Origin of the sequence: Pseudobutyrivibrio ruminis AD2017, assembly GCF_000424305.1 — a bacterium.
Taxonomy (GTDB): Bacteria; Bacillota; Clostridia; order Lachnospirales; family Lachnospiraceae; genus Pseudobutyrivibrio; species Pseudobutyrivibrio ruminis_B.
Genome location: NZ_KE384162.1, coordinates 157,111 through 173,805, shown reverse-complemented (window position 1 = coordinate 173,805; position 16,695 = coordinate 157,111). Strand labels below are relative to the sequence as shown.

The window sequence follows — 16,695 nt, the reverse complement described above, 5'->3', positions numbered from 1 at the left end:
TTCTCCTATAGTATTGAGTACCCTCATCCGGCTCTTCGAGCCACCTTCCCCCAGAGGGGGAAGGCTATTGGGTAGCAAAGTTTTTAAGAATTTTTAATCCTACTGTTGAGGATTTTTCCGGGTGGAACTGACAGGCAAAAATGTTATCCTTTTCTACAGAGGCATGGATGTGACAGCCATATTCTGTGGTGGCGGTAACAATGGATGGCTCTTTTGCCTGTAGATAATATGAATGTACAAAATAAACAAAGGCGCCTTCATCGATTCCTTCAAATAATCTACCCTTATTAGGAAAAGCTAATGAGTTCCACCCAATGTGCGGAACCTTTATTCCATCACCATCTGGGATTCTTTTGATTTTTCCCTTTAAAAGACCAAGACCTTCTACGCCCTTTGACTCTTCAGATGAATCAAACAAAAGCTGCAGCCCCAGGCAAATTCCAAGGAATGGCTTTCCGCTATCTACAAAATCATAAATAGCTTTGTCGCATTCATATTTCTTGAGATTTTCCATAGCTGCAGCAAAAGAGCCAACACCTGGTAAAACCAGTCTGTCGGCTGTTTTAATTACACTAAAATCCCTGGTGAGGACAGTTTCCTCACCAAGGATTTTGAATGCTTTTTCTACACTTTTAATATTTCCAGCATCGTAATCAAGTATCGCTATCATAAATCCGGTAACCCTAAGCCTCTCAGCACCTTTCTAAGTTCTATTGTATAGTAATGTCGGTTAGGCTGATTGTATATAGCTAAGGCTTCCTCTTCTGATAATCCAAACTGTTCTTCAAGCTCTGATTTAATCTGATTACCATAAGCTTCATATTGTTCAGAAATACCATATTCAACTGCATCGTCCTTGTACTTATCGTATCTTCCCATACCTATAAGCAAGGAATCTAATGCGTAAGGATATTGTTCATATTTGATGAACGCCTCGTATTGTTGTTGACAGGTTTGTAAATCTGCTAAGGTTCTAGCTTGATTTCTAAGAAGCTCTACCTCCTCATCGCTCCTAAAATCAAAGCCATTCAGCTTTTCGTAAGCTGCTATGTAATTGCCCTCCTCAAATAACGTGGTGGCCTGTTCCATATGACGCTTCAAACCTGTGAATGTCATTCCAACCATTACTACACCAATTATTGATATAGATAATACCAAAAAAGTAGCAATAATGGAAATAGGAATTTTTGGAGAATTATCAGGTTCCTTTGGTTTCTTTTCTTTTTTAGGCTTAGGTGGTTTAGGTGGCTTATCCTTTTTGGCTGCCTCCTTCTCCTTTTTAGCCGCCTCTTTTTCTTTCTTGGCAGCCTCTTTTGCAGCCTTCTTTTCTTCCTTTAAACGCTTTTTCTTTTCCTTTGGATCCTCTTCTTCCTCTGGAACAATCGGATTTCCTTCCTCGTCATAGGTTATTTCTACAGTTTTGCCTTCCTTTTTGGCTTTCTCAGCTTCCATCTCAGCTATTTCGTCTTCATCTGGAGCGCCAAAAATTATAAGCAATAGCTTTTCTATTATAGGATTAGGCTTCTTTTCGCCCTTTTCCTTTTTCTTCTTTTCCTTCTTTCCCTTCTTTTTACCCTTTTTGCCATCATCGCCTGCATCATCACCTACGTCATCACCTGAGGCTTCCTCGGCACTGTCGTCTATATCTGCTCCTTCTGCAGCACCTTCCTCGTCACCATTTAAAAGGGATTGAATATCAAGTAAATCTTCATCATCGCCTTCAAGAAGATTATCTAAATCAAGGTCTCCATCACCAGATAAGTCCGGTTCCTCCCCCTCACCAAATTCAGCTTCATCTAAAGCATCCATTTCGTCTGGCATAAATTCCTTCAAAGAATCGTCTAAAGGCTCTTCTTCTGTATCCTCTACAACATCATCTAAGGATAAACCAAAATCGTCATCCTCAGAAGAAGCTTCCTCAGTTTGCTCCTCCTCAGGCTCTTCTTCCTCTATAAAATCAGATAAATCAATATCATCATCTGTTGGTAAATCTAAAGGAACATCCTCATCATCCTCAGAAGAAGGCTCTGCTATAGCTTCATCATCGCTTAAAGAATCATCATTCATGACCGATTCTAAATCAGAGAAATCAGATTCCTCATCTACTGAGACTTCCTCTTCTTTAACTTCCTCTTCTACCTCTTCATGAATTTCATCATCAAGCTGTATAGCAGGCTCTTCTGAAAGCTCCTCAGTCTCCTTTTTTACAACCGATTTTATATTATTTAAAAGATTATTTACAATATTATCGCTCTCAGGAAGTTCTCCTGTTTCCTGGAAATGTCTTTCCTCGTCATCTATTTCCTGCTCAAAATTGCTAACGAATAAATCTACATCATCAGAGCCTAATTCCTCCTCAAATTGGCGCAAAAAATCCTCCTCAGAAAGAACTTTCCTGAGGTAAGGATGTGAGGTTTTAGTCTGAACTTCTTCTACATTGATTCCGGTGGCAGTAAAGAAATCATCGTCATAGGCAACAGCCTTACGACTTTCATTTGCCTGCTGCTGTTTCTTTTCAGCCTTTTCCTGGACCTCAATAGCATCAGTCTTAGCCTTATTTATTGAGTTAAGTAGTCCATCCAAGTAGTCCTCTGACTGAGACATCTACATTTCCCCCTATACCAAATAAGGGGCATGCCCTGCATACCCCTTTAAGTTTAATTGTTATTTACCTCTTCGTGCATCCTCGTATTTAGCTACCAGCTCATCTACTACATTAATAAGTTTACCGATTTCTGGTTTTGTAAGCTGAGCATCTGCACCAAGGCTTTCACCTTTTCTTCTAATTTCGTCATTTATAAGAGATGAGAAAATGATAAGTGGAATGTTCCTCATTGTCTCATTTTCCTTGACGAGCTTACATAATCTATGACCATCCATGAGTGGCATTTCAATATCAGTGATAATAAGATGGACATTATCAAGAACTGTACCAGCTTTGTGGAACTCAACAAGCTTGTCCCACCCCTCTTGACCATTCATGTTTACAATCAGGTTTGTATAACCAGCCTTCTTCAAGCACTCAACAATAAGCTTTGAAAGAAGTGGTGAATCTTCACAAAGTAAAATAGGAGATTTACTTCTATCCTTGGTCTCGTACTCATCCATTTCAGAAACCTTAAGACCAGTCTCTGGATTGATGTCTGTAACGATTTTCTCGAAGTCGAGAATAACAACTAATCTATCCTCCAGCTTGATGACACCAGTAGAAACACCTGATTCATCAGAACTGATAGTTGCATCTGGTTTAATGATGTCTTCCCATGATACACGATGGATACCTAAAACCTCGTCTACATGGAACGCTGTATTCAAACTGTTAAAGTTTGTGATAATGAATAAGCCGTCTGTTGTAGCTTCTTCATCAATGTTCAAACATTTGCGAAGAGAGATAACAGATATCATAATATCTCTTGGCATGAAAATTCCTTCAATGGAAGGATGCGCATTAGGTAGCGGAGTAACTGGCTGATACAACAAAATCTCCCTAATCTTGGCAACATTGATTCCATAGAAATTTTTGCCTACCTTGAATTCAAGTACTTCAAGTTCGTTTGTGCCCGATTCCAATAAAATATTAGTATCCATGCAAATCTCCTCTCATTTAAATCAATAATGATTTATATGGTTGTCCCTCTAGTGGTGTCCTCGCTTGTAACGAAGAGTTCCAGTGAAGTTATATTTTCTACTGACGAATCGCTGAAAAGAAATACTAAAACTAAAGATTTGGTATCACCAGCTGCCAGTAAACCATCATAATTATTCAAATCATTTCCAAGTGGGGTAAACTCTGCTTTTGTTTTTTCACCACCGTTCAATGATAAACTGTAGCTTCTATCTGCATACTTGCTAAAATCTACAGATGATTTAGAAGTGTTTTTTGCTGTTATAGATAAAACTAAATATTTTTTCCCTGAAACCTTTTCTAGTAAAAAGCTTTTTGTCTTATATTCAGGAGTTACATCAAATTCTGAACAGGTAAATTCTACACCCTCAATACTCATTGCATCTGTAAATGAATATCCGCCATCAGCTGATGAATCCTCTGAAGCTTCACCTTCAGCTCCAGCTTCTCCTTCTGCCGGTGCGATAGGCTCTCCTGTTTCAGGATCAATTTCGACTTGCTCTTCTCCCTCCGTTGCTTCAGTAGCCTCTTCCTCCTCCTTTTCATCCGGTGAATAATCCTCATCCAACTCGCCTGTTCTAACTCTGGCGTTGGCGATGCCGATGGTCTGATTTTCATTGAATTTGGAAACTGCTTTTGAAGCATAAGCTGTAATAATTGCTTCTTCTTCTTCAGTCATAGCATAAAGTGGTTCACCACAACCTGTGAGCAAAAAAGAGAAACTCATTATCGAAATTAAAAGGCCAAATCTTTTAATTTTCATACTATCTCCTAGAAGAATAAACTAATCATTAATGGTATATTAGCATTAATATGTGTATACTTCAACGTAAAAAATCAGAAAATTCTATGAATTTTTGTTGATTTTTGTGTCTTTTGCCAATGTAAATTCGCACCAAAATTCAACTCCATCTGTCACATTTTCAACCCCGTACTTTTCGTGTAAAAGCTCCATTGTTGCCTTTACAACAGATAGTCCTATACCACTTCCACCATATTCACGGCTTCTGGCCTTGTCTGCTTTGTAGAACTTTTCCCAGATACGTTTAATGTCCTTTTTGGCAATATTGTTTCCTGAATTGAACACACTTATACGAACTTTTCCTTTTTTTGAAAAATCATAGGAAACATTAATTACGTTTCCGTTCATTACATAATGTATGGCATTACTAATGAAATTGGTTATAACCTGTTCAACCAAGAACTCGTCCGCATGAATGTAACATTCACATTTGTTATTGAAATTATATGTAATATTTTGAGCTTCGAAATTGATTTTATTGCTGTCTACAATGCTATCAATCATTTCGGTTACATCAAAATCAACTAAATCTATGCTCATCTGACCAGCCTCGAGCTGATTTAATATAAGCATTTCTCTAACAAGGCGATTCATTTTATTAGCTTCGTCCAAAATGATATCTAAATAAATCTGCCTGCTGTTCTCATCCTCCATAATGCCTTCCTGCAAACCTTCGGCATAGCCTTGAATGAGAGCAATTGGAGTTTTTAATTCGTGAGAAACATTAGATACGAACTCTTTGCGCATATTCTCTGTTTCTTCTCTAACTTCCAAATCATGCTTTAAACTTTCATTAGCAACTCGAAGCTGAGAAATTGCACGCTTAAGTGTCGTGGACATCTCATTTATGTGTTCACCAAGATCATCAATTTCATTATAAATATGTTGAGGTTTATACCTTGCCTCAAAATCAAAATTAGCAATACGCTTTGTGATATCAATAAGATTTATTAATGGACTTGTGAAACGAGCCATTACAATATGACCAATAAATGCTGTAAATAAAATAGCAATAATCGCCATAAAAATAAAAAACTTATTGGTAATAGATGTCATGTGATTTAAAGCAGATACAGTTGTGCGCACAAATAAAATATTCCCATCAGGAAGCAATCCAAGCAAGACAAGATAATCTTCGCTTGAATCTGGATAAACCTGTGTGAATATTTGGTAGGAATCAGTCTTTTTAATTACTTCAACCGATTCATCATTTGAAAACATTGCGTAATTTAATTGATTTAAAAGAAGCGTTGAATCCGTATTGGATGAGACTAAAGGCTCCCCGTCAGCACCTGTAATTAAACAAGATACCGAATACATATCGAAATATGCTGCCGTCTCTGCGGTATTATCTGGCCCATATAAGGTACCATTTACACATCTTTCGGATAAATCGTCATAGATGATTCTCAAATCTTTTCTTTTTTGTAAAATATAATAATCGCCTAAAAAGCAGGCTGATAGTACACTCACTATAACGAGTGCTACGAATATAGTAGCAACTAACAAGCCTACAATTTGGCGATTTATCTTCTTAGACCTTTGCGTCGACTTCAAATTTATACCCCATGCCCCAAATAGTTTTGATGTAATTTCCCTTATCGTCTAACTTACTACGAAGCTTTTTAACGTGAGTATCAATTGTTCTCGCGTCTCCGAAATAATCATAATCCCAAACATGATTAAGAATCTTTTCTCTTGATAGAGCGATTCCTTCATTGTTGATGAAGTAATAAAGCAGTTCAAATTCCTTAACAGAAAGTTCTACTGGATTGCCATCGTTTGTAGCTACATGAGCGTCAACATCAAGCTGAATACCTCCGGCTTCAACAACCTTCTTGCCAATAGAATCGTCTGTGCTTCTTCTGAGGACTGCATTTACTCTGGCCATGAGAATCTTTGGTGAGAAAGGCTTATTAATGTATTCGTCTGCACCAAGTTCAAAACCATTAAGCACATCATTCTCTTCACCCTTGGCTGTAAGCATCAGCACTGGAATCGAAGAAGTCTCTCTGATTTCCTTAAGAACTGCAAAACCGTCAACCTTAGGCATCATAACGTCTAATATGATAAGCGCAATTTCGCTGTCCATATAGAACATATCAAGAGCCTGTTCTCCATTTTCTGCTTCGATTACCTCGTAATCTTCTCTTACTAAATAATCTTTGATTAACTTCCTCATTCGGCTTTCATCATCAGCCACAAGAATTTTGTTTTTTGCCATAACACCAACCCCATCCTTGAAAATTATTGTTGTAGTTCCTTCTCTTTGATAAGTGCCTCCCTCTCGTTTAGCTGCTGTTCTCTTTCCGATAACTGCTGCTCCCAAGATGAATACTCATCAATAATTTTTTCCTCATAATCGAGAATTGTTGGACTGTTTATAGTGGAATTCACATAAAACATTCCTATTACACATAACAATAACGTTATGCAAAGGACTAATAGAATTTTATTGATAAGCTTGAGCCTTTTGATACGACCATAAGTAGGCTCGTTATTACTTACAACCTTTTTATCGGCTTTTTCTTTCTTTGCTTTAGGCTTTTCGTCTATTATTTTCTCAGTTTCCTCTTTCTGAGCTAAAACTTCGGATTTGTTCTCTGAAACAGCCTGATTCTCGCCAGTTTCTAATGAATAAATCTCAGGAATTTCATCCTCAGAAAATGCCCCTGTTGCCACTAGATTCTGTCTAAGCTGAGATAAAAACCCCATGCCTATCTCAGTGGAGAAAAGCCGTTGATTAATGAGCTTTTTGTATACCTTAAGTACACCTCTTTCATCAGCGTCTTTTAACTGTGCAAGGATATACTCAACACTTTTAAGCTCTTTGGCGGCTTTCTTCGCCTTATTCTCATCGTCGAAAATATACCCACCAATATTGTACTTAGCCATATTAATCCTTTTTTACAAATCTTATATAGTTATTTTAACAATTTACAATACAAAAATCTATCATAATATTAATTATTTTTCTTTTATTTTTACAAGTCCGTAAATTGAGACAACAACACCACAAATTGTAACGACAGTTCCAAACCAAAGAGATAATGTAACTCCAAATAATCTAATTAAAACCCCACCTATCAAACTTGAAAGCAAGTTGCTAAGAGTCATAGCTATAGTTACAAAGGCCTGACCTTTAACTGCATCCTTTTTTGACATGATTTCGTCAACAAAATGAACAGATGCTGGGATAAATATAGCAAATGCCAACGCCTGGAAAAGCATACTAAAGTAAAGCATCCCTACCGATGTTGCTATAGTGGTAGCAAAAATCTTGACGAAATAAAATACAGCTGAAACAGAAAGCAAAAGCTTAGAACCAAATCTGTCTTTTAACCATGTAAAGAAAATCATAGCTGGTAATTCCACTATAGCCTGCATAGCTAAAAGTCCGCCTGTGTCAGCTTCATCTCCACCTACATTTGCAGTGATTTGATAAAGGAAATTATTAATAAGCACGTGGCCAAAATAAAATCCCATAAGTCCGATTAAAAAGATGAAAAACATCTTATATGATTCAATAAAATTCTTAATAGAATTAACATCAAAAGAATCATTTGAAGATGTACTGTTTTCAAATGGATCAAAATCCTTCTTTGGATTCTTTCCTGTAGACTTAAGTTCCTTATAAATCCAAATAATGTTAGCTACGAATAAAATACTAACAATAAGTCCAAGTGCTGGGGCTGCCTTTTCTGAAACAGTCTTCATAAGATTTCCTGCAATAAGACTCATTATGAAGAAAAAGAAGGATCCGCTAGCTCTTGCTACTCCATAATTCATCTTTATATCATATCTTTCGATATGGAAATTCAAAGCGTTAAGAAATGGTTGAATGATAGTTGCAATCATTGCACCAAGCATAAATGTAAAGCCTGTACCGAAGCTTTTTGAATCTGTACCCATAGCAAAAAACTGATTGATAACAAGTAAACCACCAAGTACAGCTAATACATCAACAACATTAATGCTAGTACTTCTATCAGTTTCTACAGATATAAGCTGCTGTAAAACACTTGCAAATAAATATGCTAAAGCAAACAACGCACCAATTCCAACCGTTGAATATCCTCTGTTTGAAAGATAAGCAGAGCCCAAACTGATTGTGCAGCACACAATCATCCAATATAACCCCTGAAGTGTAATGTAGAATAAGTTTAGTCGTAGTTCTAGTGATTCTTTAATTCTGTAAATCATACTCTCTCCTTGAAAAATTCTTTAATATATTATGAAAAAACATTTTTTAACTTATTTTTATGATATATTAATGATACATTTAAAAAATCTGAAAGGAAATAACCATGGTAAAAAAAATATTAAAACCAATCCTTATAATCATCTTAGCCATAATAGTCCTCTTTGCAGCATATGTGGCTTACGTATTGATTTCATACCATCGCATCGAAGATAACTTTGCACTTGAAATCGAAGGTGAAGCAGACTTATCTGAGTTAGAAACTCAAAAGCAATATCGAATTTCATCTGCAAATATAGGATTCGGTGCTTATTCTGATGATTATTCTTTCTTCATGGATGGTGGAACAGAATCCTGGGCTTATTCCAAGGATGCCGTAAATGAAAACATTTCCGGCTCCACAGCTAGTGTACTTTCTTTATCACCAGATATTATGCTATTTCAGGAAGTAGATCTTGATTCAACAAGAAGCTACCATGTTAATGAAAAGGACTTAATCGTAAATGCTCTCAAAAATGCAAACTACGACAAAGTCAGCAGCACATTTGCTGTAAATTATGATAGTCCTTTTTTACTTTATCCATTAACACAGCCTCATGGAAAATCAAAGGCTGGTCTTCTTACTATTTCATCAGCTACTATCCAGGACTCTGTAAGACGTTCTCTTCCTATTGAAGAAGGTATGTCCAAGCTAATCGACCTGGATAGATGTTATAGTAAAAACTATATCAACCTTAACAATGGTAAGCAGCTTGTGCTTTACAATGTGCACCTTTCTGCATATACAACAGACCCATCAACAGCTACTAACCAGGTTGTTATGTTAAACGAAGATATGCTTGAAGAATTAAACAAAGGTAATTACATTATCGCAGGTGGCGATATGAATAAAGATGTACTTGGTGATTCTTCTAAATATTTTGGAACAAGCAGCACTGAAAACTGGGCTCAGCCTATTCCTGATGGACTTTTAGATGATAATTTCACCATCATAGGTCCTATCGACGAATCTAATCCTGTTCCATCATGCAGAAATGCTGATAGCCCTTACACTGAGGATTCATTCGTCCTTACAATCGACGGATTTATCGTTTCATCTAACATTGATGTTATAGATGCTAATGTTCTTGATACTGGATTTAAGTATTCAGATCACAATCCTGTTTACATGGATTTCGTTTTAAAATAAACTAAGCATCTATTTGAACGCTTGAACTTGTTCCACAAAGCTTATCAACAGACTTGATGATTTCCTGAATTTCAGGTAGATAGTGCTCATGACTCATCATGAGCCTATCTATTTCATCACGTTCTTCCTGAACTATTTTTCTATGGTCGTCCAATCTATCCCTAATTTTCTTACGACGCTGTACTAATCTATGTCTGCAGTCTGCCATATCCTGTCTATCGATAAGGGCATTGATTTGATTGAGCCATATCTTTTCGTCAGCAAGACCGATACTACCTAATATATTTTCAAGTTTATTATTGTAAAATTCTAAGTCTTCGTTATTTTCAAGATAACGTATCTGATCACGAACCTTATCCTGGTACTGCTCCCAAACATATTGCAGCTCGACAGCATTATTTACCATATATTTATCCTTTGAATATTCGACACTGTTAGTAACATTAACATACTTCATTCTTTCTACATTAAGCATGCTAATGGATTGATTCAAATGAATAATAGCGAACTTCTTATCTTTTGCAATTTTATTTTGTCTGAGAAATACAATAAAACCACTGACAGCACAAATAAACAAAACTACAAAAACCCAAACAGAAATATCTACCTCTGTAGCAGAATTCATGGTGATTAATAAAATCAAAAGAGTCATAAAGGATACCATTATTGCAACCGCCATCCTCTTGAAAAGCTTTACCTGCAACTGTAGCTCTTCTCGCTCAATCTCCCATCTACTCTTTTCGCCTTCCAAATAAGAAAGATTCTTTTTGAGCTTCGCCTGATATATCTCATCTGAAGAAAAACGATTTATAATTTCTGGCATATCGTCTTCTTCATCAGCTATCACTTGGAATTGCTCGTCAGTAATATTTCGCTGAATCGCTCTGGCATTAACAAGATTTTCTTCAAGCTCCACTATTTTAGACGCAGTCATTCTTAAATCCTTCGCCTTATCTCTTGGAAGGTTTTCAATGGCCTTAATATCGTTTAAGTATCTTGTAACAATACGATATTCCATCTTCTGCCTTTCCATTGCCTTTGTACTTGCAATGATCTGTTCGCAGGAATCTAATATGTAGCGTTCCAATTTCTTAGGGTCTTCTAAGCTTCCCATCCCCTCGATTTGAGAATAAACCCTGTTAAATGCATCATCGATTTTTGCTGCTCTAATTTCTTTTTTCTTTTTTCTACTTGAAAAAAATCCCATACACTTCTCCCCAATATAATTATATTCTACATAATCTAATGTATTCTTTTTTCCAATTTTGAATTACGTTATTAATGGTTTCCATTGATTCTTCCGAAGCTCCAGCATAAAGCATATCGTTTATTGAGCTGTCAAAGCCAACAATGTCTTCCTTAACTGTCGCTCTTGTAACAATCTGTAAAACCTCTTCAACATCAGAACGTGGTACCTGATATTTGTTAACATATTCATCGAAAGCGTTTTTATCTTTACCACATCTGGCTGAATATAAAAGCTGATATAAGGTTTGTTTTTTCTGATTTCGTTTGTACCCTTCATCAAAGCATCTGCAAGCTTCTTCAAAAAAGAATAGTTTGGCAAATGCACAACCCAAATTATGATATACATCCCCTTCAACAGTTCGAGGCATTGTTTTTGCAATATCTTCTGAAAGTAAGGTTTCGTATTCATAAATGGCGTCTATCAGCTTCCCTCCCGCCATTAATCTGTCAGCTCTAAGCTTTCTTCGCTCTGCTTCAGATTTATTTTCGAAGGTGGATATTATAGCTAAAGCATCTTTTATTTCTTTTTGAGATGCATAACCATTCGAGCTTAAAATATGGCCAACAAAAATATGAAGTGGCGCATTATTCTGCACCAGGCCATGTAATTCCTTGGCAAGATTTGGCATTTTTAACTCTCTACCAATCCAGTTACACAATTCCGCGTTCATAATCTTGCTGGAAAGCAAATATATATTATTTAAGATAAAATAGCTAAGCTCCTCTAGAGAGTAAACATTTAAAGAAACTTCTTCAATATAATACGGAGCAGCAGCTATTGAGTTGGAACAATAAATTAATGTACTCATTACTCTCCCTTCAAAGAAATGGTAAAGGTCCAGTTCTTACCTGTTGCAGGAGAAATTTCCCCAAATCCCAAATCTGTAATTTCTATTGATACTGCTATGTCAGAAATAGGTCTTGCTTCAATACGAAGCCTTGTGGTTCTATTCTCTCGCTTTGGTAAATCTGTTAACTCTAACACATCGGTGTGAGCTTCTCTTGATTCAGGTCGTTGAACATAAAACTCAATTTCAGGATTACCATCAAGTATTACTTCACATTCACCTTTTGCATCATACCAGCTTTGACCTGCATCAATTAAAGTGAAAAACTTCATTACGTTGTTATCTAAAATCTTTATTGATAGATTAAGCTTTAAATCGTTATCGCCAATAAATATAAATGGCCAATCTCTTTTTCCATCCTTTATGAAGCCTGCATAGCATGCGCCTTTAGAATAAAGATTTTTTCCAAGGAAAACCTTACGCCCCTTGCAAAGTCTTGAAAGACTAAGCTTCATCCAATCTCCATCAAAACCATCTCCTACCAGATATACAGAAGAAAACAATCTGCTTCCAAAGGTGTCTGCTATAATCTCGTCAAACATTTCATCCTTATTTTCTGTAATATCTCCATGGTTCACCACATCAAGTGTAACCAGCTGTGGACGTGTATTTTGATTTCTATCCATCACAACAGAAATCATATTGCTTCCACTATAATCAAATAATGCCACTTGATATAGGAACAATTCTGGCTTACCAGATAAAGCATAGTAATAGAAGCATTCATTTCTATCTATAAGCATAAGCTTATGAGAATCAATATTAAGCTTTGATGCCACGTAATTCATTAGCTCCATAACCTCTAAGCTAACTTTCTCTACGCAGATAACCAGCTTTTCAATCTCTCCCATTGCCGCCATTGGCCCAGGAATAGAAAATAGCTTGTTAAAGAATATTACAAGTAAATCCTTAGCCTGGTAGGATTCATTTTCAACATAGACTACTTCATTTTTGAGAGCTCTGTTGAACAAATCCTCTATAAGTGTTGCCTCTTTAACTCTGGCCTTTAAAATAGCCTCATCGCCAAAAAACCATTGTCCCATGCCTATCCTTTTAGCAAGCACGGTAGGTATTGCATAGTTTTCTTCACCAAGAACTGTGCTTACTGTAGTAGGCTCATCCATATTTGATTTGTAAATACTTAGCACTGTATTTTTGGAATTAATATCAATTCCAAGATATGCGCCCTTGGTTTCATTCATAGCATTTCCTAACCTTTATATAATAGTAAATAAATCCTTAGTAACTGCATCCAATCCCTGATATTGCTTTAGGGCTGATGCAAGCTCTGTAGTTTCGCCATACATATTATGGCGGCTAATATTGTTCATGATAGCAAATCGACCATTCTTAACATCTGGCTCTTCGCTCATAACAATGGTCTCGCTCTTAAGAGGTTCATCTGACAAATCATCACAATAAATCTCGTAGCGAAGTTCGTCTCCATAGAAAAGAATAAATTGTTTAACATACAAACCATCATACATTTCAATCATATCGTCTTCCTTTGGAACGCTTCCGTTAATTGAATATGTAATAACAACTGATTTGCGTTTGTCTGTATTTATTTCTACAAAGTGTTTGTCATATAAATGATATTTAATCTTTAGCTTTTCATTGCATTTTACAAAGAAGCCAAAGTATTGATTTTTAAGGATTGCATCTGCTAGAAGCATGTCTAGCATGTTAAGCTCCTCTTCCTCAAGGTCCTTTCTTTCACATAGATATTTGAGAAGAGCTATTCTCATGCTTTCGTTTACATTCATTCCTCTCTTAAATCTATTAAAGATATAAGAAAAGATTTCTTCTGGAATAACCTGTCCTTCAGAAAGATAGCTATGAGCCTCGTATGTAAGGAAGGCTTCAACTATCATTTTATTATTACGTCTTGAAACATAAGTTTCAAATACATGCATAATGCCATCGCATAAAAAGTCTCTGTATAAAACCTGTGTAAGAATTCTCTCACCAAATTCAACTATGTCTTCACCATTTTCGAAGCCATTATCGTAAATACGAAGCATAGTTTCTGTTGGGCCCACAAAAAATCTTATTAAGTATTTGATAATATCACTATAAATAATGTTTTTCTTTACAAGGCCAGCACAAAGAAGAATTAGGAAGTCGTCTGATTCATCTGGCTTCTCATTAATTAAGTATCTACAAAGCTTAGAAATAACCTCCGGCTTAACCTTTGTACCATTGGTATTCTTTAGCATGTAATATGCTTCTTCGTATTTACTGCGAGATACGAATAGCTCTATAACATCTGCAATAACATCTGCTTTAAGAGCCTTTAAATCGGCATCATTTAAGAAATACTTTTCAATGTAGGCTTCTTCTTCATTAAATTTAAACAGCTCTATAATCTTTGGATAAAGACCGCCTAAAAAATCATAAGAAATCTGTTTAGATTCAAGCAAAAGCTTAACGGAATCTACAGAAGCTTTGCTAGGCTCGCTGAAATCAAATCCATTTTCAAAATCCATAAGGATATATGCCATATTAAGAGGTGTAAGCCCCTTTAAGTTATCCAAATAACCTGTGGCATCGATAATATCTTCTGTAAGATAAGCTTCATCATCTACAAATAGATATCCATTCTGGTCCTCTAAAAAAATAACGCCCTTGCTTCCAATATAATTAAGGTAAGCCTTGTGATCAGATACATTAGCTATGCTTGGAGCTTTAAATTCATCCTGATATAAAAAGACTCTTCTTACTGAAGGATTAATGACAGCAATCTTCTTTTTAAAAGCCAAATCAGATATAAGTCTGGCCACCTCTGAGTCAAATATGCCAAGCTCCATAAGACGCTGATAACACACTGCCAAGTTCTCATCTAATCTGCCAAGCTTCAACTGTTCTAAGGCAAATTTCTCGATAGCTTCTTCATAGTGCTCATAGGTCTTATTGTCATCACCCCTGTGCAGAATGATATTTGCATATAAAAGTGCCTTTTTTTCGTATGACAAATCATTGTTATACTTAAAGAACATTGTAAGAAGCTGTGGGAATTTGTCTACGGAGTAAGTAGGCATTGCTTCCATGTATGCTTCAAAAATACCTGAAACATGAAGATTAGCTTCAATAGCAAGCTTGAACCATTTAAGGAATTTAGGCTCTACATAGTTTGCCTTAAGTATGTATGTAACAATAGCAAGCAATAGCTGCAAATCAGGATATATCTCGTAACAGCTATCTATAATTGGTAACACCTTAGGATTAAAGCTATGTTCATTTTCAAGGATATGTATCATTTGAATAGCGATATCCTTAGAAATAGCATTTCGCTTTCTTACCCAGTTAAGAGTCTTGATAGTAAGCTCATCAAAACTTGAAATTAAATATGGATCCTGAACAAAAATATAATATGCTTCTATATAAAGCAGTGGAGAATCCACACCACTATTAACCCAGCTTGCAATGTCTCTAAGCTTTGCAGATGAATTTCTAATGTAATCTTTTCTTAAAAACAATAGGAACCAAAAGATTCTAACATCGTCAGGATGCTCTCTGAATATTGATTCAATATTGTCAGTAAGTCTGTCTACATATTCCTCTTCTCGTTCAATAAGTGTGCAAATATAAAGCAAAAATGCCCATTCACAACTATTCTTATCTTCTATTGAACGTTTTAAATCCTGGATAATCCATAAAGCTTCCTGTTTTTGGTTGTTAGTAACATAAAGGAATGCCTTCATAAGAAGCAGATAATTATCCTCGGCATTATTTGCATCTGAAAGTGCCTCAACTATGGCAAGACTTTCCTGGCACCATATAGGTGTAGTTATTCTTCTAAGTCTGAATTCCTCATATAGACGACAGCCCTTAAGAATCATTAAATCTTTTTCGTGATTTACTGATTCAAGCTTTGAGCCTTCCTTTAAGGAAGTAGCCCTTATAATTATCTCTTTATGAATATCTCTGTAATCAAAAGAAATCTTAGCTATATTTAAGCCGGCATGCATCTTATCCTTATGAATGTAATAGTTCATATTGAAAATTGAGCCTAAAAAGAAATCAGATGTAATATGTTCCTTTTCGATTGAAACAAAATCCGCATCGCAGCTAACATTAATATCAATGAAGCCCCAAGTAGAACGGATTATTTCTATTTCTCCGCGGATATTTTCAGTTACTTCATAGTAGCTGTCCTCACGCTCTCTTAAATCGAAGGTCATTTTTTCTTTAAGACCAACAGATACTAAAAACTCGTCTACATTGACTGCTGCTATAGGCGCAGCCTTAAAACCGCGGTACAAAAGTCTGGTACGCTTATCAAGTGTTCGAACAAATTCAGAAAATCTGTCTGAATAAAAAATTGAAACCGCTTCTGTAAAATGATTTTGAGCAAGCTCAGCGAAATCGGTTAAGCTTTTGATTTCACCTTCTGATGATGTAAGTGGCTTTTGTACATATGTAATCTTGAAAGGGATTTGTTTTTCAAGGCCTACAGCAATAACTATGAAGTTACCTGTAAGAACTTCACCAACCTTGAAGTTATAATCATCAACCTTATAAGAAATATGTACATTAGTCTTGTCAAAAAGTGGCTCTTCTATTTGGACATAAGGATTATCACAATATATTACACCACGGATTTTTACATCGTTTAAGCTTTTAAAAAATATATCGCCCTTAAATGTATCAGAAACAAAGCAGGTTGCTTCAATCTGCTGATGTTCAAATTCTATATTTGGTTTAACGTCATCGAATTTATCCTCTGATATTCGATAGATTCTTTTTCTCAAAACATTGTCCTCGTTCTTGTAGGATTAG

At 35.9% G+C, this 16,695-nt stretch carries 13 protein-coding genes; 1 reads left to right on the top strand and 12 read right to left on the bottom strand.

Annotated features, from left to right (window positions below; all coding sequences use genetic code 11):
• Window positions 1-64: 64 nt before the first annotated feature.
• The 8 genes from hisH to G611_RS0110925 all read right to left on the bottom strand — a co-directional run bounded on the left by hisH (window position 65) and on the right by G611_RS0110925 (window position 8,630).
• Entirely contained in the window at window positions 65-670 is a 606-nt protein-coding gene (gene hisH, locus G611_RS0110960; RefSeq protein ID WP_028243642.1) for an imidazole glycerol phosphate synthase subunit HisH, read from the bottom strand.
• Entirely contained in the window at window positions 667-2,604 is a 1,938-nt protein-coding gene (locus G611_RS0110955; RefSeq protein ID WP_028243641.1) for a hypothetical protein, read from the bottom strand. Before G611_RS0110955 ends, hisH begins: the two co-directional genes overlap by 4 nt.
• 60 nt (window positions 2,605-2,664) lie before the next feature.
• On the bottom strand, window positions 2,665-3,588 hold the full coding sequence (locus tag G611_RS0110950; protein WP_028243640.1) for a chemotaxis protein: 924 nt from the start codon (window positions 3,586-3,588) through the stop codon (window positions 2,665-2,667).
• A gap of 32 nt (window positions 3,589-3,620) precedes the next feature.
• The gene (locus G611_RS0110945) at window positions 3,621-4,388 is read right to left on the bottom strand and encodes a hypothetical protein (protein WP_028243639.1); all 768 of its coding nucleotides are present in this window, start codon (window positions 4,386-4,388) and stop codon (window positions 3,621-3,623) included.
• Window positions 4,389-4,472: 84 nt separating this feature from the next.
• The gene (locus G611_RS14760; RefSeq protein ID WP_207636296.1) at window positions 4,473-5,900 is read right to left on the bottom strand and encodes a sensor histidine kinase; all 1,428 of its coding nucleotides are present in this window, start codon (window positions 5,898-5,900) and stop codon (window positions 4,473-4,475) included.
• A 61-nt stretch (window positions 5,901-5,961) separates the two neighbouring features.
• Window positions 5,962-6,651 carry a response regulator transcription factor gene (locus G611_RS0110935; RefSeq protein ID WP_028243638.1) on the bottom strand — a complete coding sequence of 230 codons (690 nt, stop codon included), beginning with the start codon at window positions 6,649-6,651 and terminating at the stop codon, window positions 5,962-5,964.
• 23 nt (window positions 6,652-6,674) lie between these two features.
• Window positions 6,675-7,322, bottom strand: coding sequence for a hypothetical protein (locus G611_RS0110930; RefSeq protein WP_028243637.1), 648 nt, complete (start codon window positions 7,320-7,322; stop codon window positions 6,675-6,677).
• Between the two features lie 72 nt (window positions 7,323-7,394).
• Window positions 7,395-8,630: an MFS transporter gene (locus G611_RS0110925; protein WP_028243636.1), complete on the bottom strand. Its 1,236-nt coding sequence runs from the start codon at window positions 8,628-8,630 to the stop codon at window positions 7,395-7,397.
• A 104-nt stretch (window positions 8,631-8,734) separates the two neighbouring features.
• On the opposite strand from G611_RS0110925, the gene G611_RS0110920 reads away from it, so the two are divergent.
• On the top strand, window positions 8,735-9,817 hold the full coding sequence (locus G611_RS0110920; protein WP_051195231.1) for an endonuclease/exonuclease/phosphatase family protein: 1,083 nt from the start codon (window positions 8,735-8,737) through the stop codon (window positions 9,815-9,817).
• A 1-nt stretch (window position 9,818) separates the two neighbouring features.
• On the opposite strand, the gene G611_RS0110915 is transcribed toward G611_RS0110920, so the two are convergent.
• From G611_RS0110915 to G611_RS0110900, 4 genes are read right to left on the bottom strand one after another with little or no spacing between them, the layout of a single operon-like run.
• Complete coding sequence (locus tag G611_RS0110915; RefSeq protein WP_028243634.1) at window positions 9,819-11,024, bottom strand: hypothetical protein; 1,206 nt, start codon at window positions 11,022-11,024, stop codon at window positions 9,819-9,821.
• 19 nt (window positions 11,025-11,043) lie between these two features.
• Window positions 11,044-11,874, bottom strand: a complete 831-nt coding sequence (locus tag G611_RS14755) for a hypothetical protein (protein WP_051195230.1) — start codon at window positions 11,872-11,874, stop codon at window positions 11,044-11,046.
• A complete protein-coding gene (locus tag G611_RS0110905; protein WP_028243633.1) occupies window positions 11,874-13,115 on the bottom strand; it encodes a DUF5716 family protein in 1,242 nt (413 codons plus the stop codon). Before G611_RS0110905 ends, G611_RS14755 begins: the two co-directional genes overlap by 1 nt.
• Window positions 13,116-13,130: 15 nt before the next feature.
• A complete protein-coding gene (locus G611_RS0110900) occupies window positions 13,131-16,667 on the bottom strand; it encodes a DUF5717 family protein (protein ID WP_028243632.1) in 3,537 nt (1,178 codons plus the stop codon).
• Window positions 16,668-16,695: the final 28 nt, after the last annotated feature.